At 48.6% G+C, this 3,222-nt stretch carries 3 protein-coding genes; 2 read left to right on the top strand and 1 reads right to left on the bottom strand.

Annotated features, from left to right (window positions below; translation table 11 throughout):
- Positions 1-127 precede the first annotated feature (127 nt).
- Positions 128-1,291: an MFS transporter gene (locus tag JF818_RS11130; protein ID WP_198892081.1), complete on the bottom strand. Its 1,164-nt coding sequence runs from the start codon at positions 1,289-1,291 to the stop codon at positions 128-130.
- A 78-nt stretch (positions 1,292-1,369) separates the two neighbouring features.
- Here JF818_RS11130 and JF818_RS11125 point away from each other — a divergent pair, with 78 nt between their 5' ends.
- Together JF818_RS11125 and JF818_RS11120 are read left to right on the top strand one after the other, a co-directional pair.
- Positions 1,370-2,155 carry a nitroreductase family protein gene (locus JF818_RS11125; RefSeq protein WP_198892080.1) on the top strand — a complete coding sequence of 262 codons (786 nt, stop codon included), beginning with the start codon at positions 1,370-1,372 and terminating at the stop codon, positions 2,153-2,155.
- Positions 2,156-2,196: 41 nt separating this feature from the next.
- Positions 2,197-3,216: a response regulator gene (locus JF818_RS11120; RefSeq protein WP_233067366.1), complete on the top strand. Its 1,020-nt coding sequence runs from the start codon at positions 2,197-2,199 to the stop codon at positions 3,214-3,216.
- Positions 3,217-3,222: the final 6 nt, after the last annotated feature.

Raw genomic sequence — 3,222 nt, 5'->3', positions numbered from 1 at the left:
CTTCACTTACCTGTTGGTCATTTCCTGTTTTACAGAAAGTACTACATTGGCTTGCAGTTCCTGGAGGACTCCGGGTTGCTCTTCAGGGGACTCACTTTCCAGATCGCTGATAAACAAGAGAGACTGCTCAGGGTAACACGAGGGAAAAGACAAGAATGGCTGCACAGGCAGCTTGGCTGAAAAGCAGCAACATTCCCTGGATGACCTCCTCACTGATCCCCTGTCCCAATTCAGCAGCATACTGCGTGCCTATGGGAATAGCAGAGAGCAAGGAGAGTCCGACAATCGAGGACCCGATCAAGGCAATCGCCTCACTGTCCAACAGTACTGCACCAATTTGCTGGCAGAAAACCAGAAGCAGGATACCCGGGATCGAACAGACATTACAGAATACAAAGAATAGCTTTCTCCGACGAAAACGGTCAGAAAGAGCAGGCAGGATTATTGCTCCCACCATACCTCCTGCAAGCATGGCAATCCCTAGAAATCCATTTGAATCAGCAAAACCAAGGAACTCACTGATCTCATCAATCTTGATAAACAAGGTCATCAGTACGCCCCAGCCAATTGCAAAAATGATCATCAGCCCACGGAGGGATGAAATGGCATTGATTGCCTTGAATGAGGAACGGTAGTGTACCTTGTTGTTGCTTGGCAAGGCTGAAGAAGGAGAGGGAGGATTCTCTCGTATCAGCAGTGCTGCAGCAAGGGCAAGGGTCGAACTGAGAATTGCATAGAAACGCATCAACTCCTCAAAACCACTTCCCCATGCAGGATCATTCGCCTTGGTCACAACCAAGATCGGGGAGACAATCATCACCACTGCAAGCGATAAGTATTGACTGGCACTGGTAATACCGACGGCCATACCACGCTCACGGATGGGGAACCATCGGCTGACAATCTCGGTGATACTGGTCAGAACCAACGCCTGCCCAACAGCAAGGATGAACTGCCCAAGGAGAACCAGAGAAAAGGTTGAAAGATAAATCCACTTGGTCATGGAGCCAAATATAATCAAACCACTGGCTATCCATGTAGCCTTACGGATACCAAGACGGTGCAATACATAGGATGCGGGGATACTTGCCACCACAAACACAATGAGATACGTCAGTGAGAGCAAGTCCACCGGACGAGCGTAGGTAAGCGTTAGCTGAGACGCATAATATTCATTTGCAACCCTACCAACAGGAGAGAGATTCAGCCAATGAACCTCCACCGAAAGGATCAGGAGTATCAAAGAGAGTAGAATCAACCATCGGTAGCGATATGCCTTCACACTTTTCATACCGTATAGGATAGACCATTCCACTTGATTTGTATATCTCCACTGGAAGAAGAGAACGCAGTACCGTATACTCTTCCCATGCAAGAAACATTGGAACTATTGAACAATCGACGAAGTGTCCGCGCCTTCCAGGAGCGGCCCATCGAGGAGGAGCATCTCTCGCTCCTGAAACAGGCAACCCTCCGTGCCCCTACGGCAGGGAACATGGCTCTCTACTCAGTTGTTGAAGTCAGCGACATCGAGAAGAAGGAAACCCTTGCTGGAATATGCGACAACCAGGAGATGATCAGTAATGCTCCCTTGGTCTGGGTATTCCTTGCCGACATGCAGAAATGGGTGAACTATTTCCATGAAAGCGGTGCTGTAGAGAGAGGAAAAGAGCAAATGAACGTCTTCTATCGCAAACCAGGCCTAGGTGATCTTCATCTCTGCATGCAGGACGCAATCATAGCAGCACAGAACGCAGTGGTGGCTGCAGAAGCACTCGGCATAGGCTCCTGTTACATCGGGGACGTCATCGAGCAATTTGAGGACCTGAGAGACCTCCTGGAGTTGAAACAATACACCATACCGGCATGTATGCTTATCTTTGGCTACCCCAAAGGAAAAGGTCCCATCAAACTGACCCCTCGTTGCCCGGCCCCCTCCGTCTTTATGGAAAACCGATATGAGGAGCCCCATATTGAGGAGTTGGCAAAGGCTTATCAGGAGCATGAACAGCAAAGAAGGGCAACACACTCGCTTCCCTATGAAAATAAGGGAACACTCGCAGATTACTACTACCTGAGAAAGCACACCAGTGCCTTTATGGAGGAGATGAACCGCTCAGTCAGTGTCATGTTCGACTGGTGGTGTGGAGACTAAAAAACTTGCTTACTCCCTCATTTCCCTCTACCATGTTAGCTATGCCGTATTCAATACTTCTGGTTGATGATGAGTCCGCTGTACGAGAAGGAATTCGCTCCCGCACCCCGTGGGAGCGGTATAACTTCTCGGTGGTGGGAGAAGCGGGGAATGGAATAGAAGCCCTTGAACTGGTGGAGGACCTTCATCCCGATGTCGTCATCACTGATATCAGGATGCCCTACCTCGATGGTATGGACCTGATCAAGGAAATACGTATTGCCCATCCTGCAACCACCCTGGTAATACTCAGCGGGTATGATGAGTTCACCTACGCCCAACAGGCAATGCACTATGATGTGAGTGAATATGTCCTGAAACCAGTCTCTGTCGATGATCTTTGTGCACTATTGGAACGTTTAGGCAATCGTTTGGATCAAGAGATCAAGAGAACACAGGACCAGGAAAGACTGAAAGAGGTCTACCAGCAAGCACTCCCCCTTATCAGGGAAAAATTTCTCCTCTCTCTTCTCACCACCACCCAAGCCGCCAGTGACCAGAACCTCATCTCCAAGGCAAGAGAGTATGGCCTTGATTTGGACAAGGATGAATTCATGGTAGCCCTCATCGAAAGTGACCACCTCCAGAATGACCCACTGCAGACATTGGCAATGTTTGAGGTAGTTGATGAGGTATGCAAGAAAGAGGAAGGGTCCCTGGTGTTTCAGTTTGAAAACCAAGTAGCCATAATCTTCAGTGCCAATAGCCACAATCAAGCACACTATGATTCAGTGTTCAAAAAACAAACTTACCGCAAAGCTGAGCAGGTCCAGGCATATCTGGAGAAATACAACTTTCCTGTTGTTCTTGGAATAGGAAACCAGGTACATAGACCATCAGCAATCTCCCAATCCTACAGACAGGCACTAAGGGCTCTCAACTATAGTTCGTGTTACCCTGAGCAGTCTCTCTTGTTTATCAGCGATCTGGAAAGTGAGTCCCCTGAAGAGCAACCCGGAGTCCTCCAGGAACTGCAAGCCAATGTAGTACTTTCTGTAAAACAGGAAATGACCAACAGGTAAGTGAAG

The sequence above is a fragment of the Sphaerochaeta sp. S2 genome (assembly GCF_016406725.1).
Taxonomy (GTDB): Bacteria; Spirochaetota; Spirochaetia; order Sphaerochaetales; family Sphaerochaetaceae; genus Sphaerochaeta.
Note: the sequence above shows the minus strand (reverse complement) of the source record. Positions and strands in the feature narration are given on the sequence as shown.

Coding starts and splice junctions, on each gene's coding strand:
- JF818_RS11130 (WP_198892081.1), bottom strand. CDS start 1,291: ATGAAAAGTGTGAAGGCATATCGCTACCGATGGTTGATTCTACTCTCT.
- JF818_RS11125 (WP_198892080.1), top strand. CDS start 1,370: ATGCAAGAAACATTGGAACTATTGAACAATCGACGAAGTGTCCGCGCC.
- JF818_RS11120 (WP_233067366.1), top strand. CDS start 2,197: ATGCCGTATTCAATACTTCTGGTTGATGATGAGTCCGCTGTACGAGAA.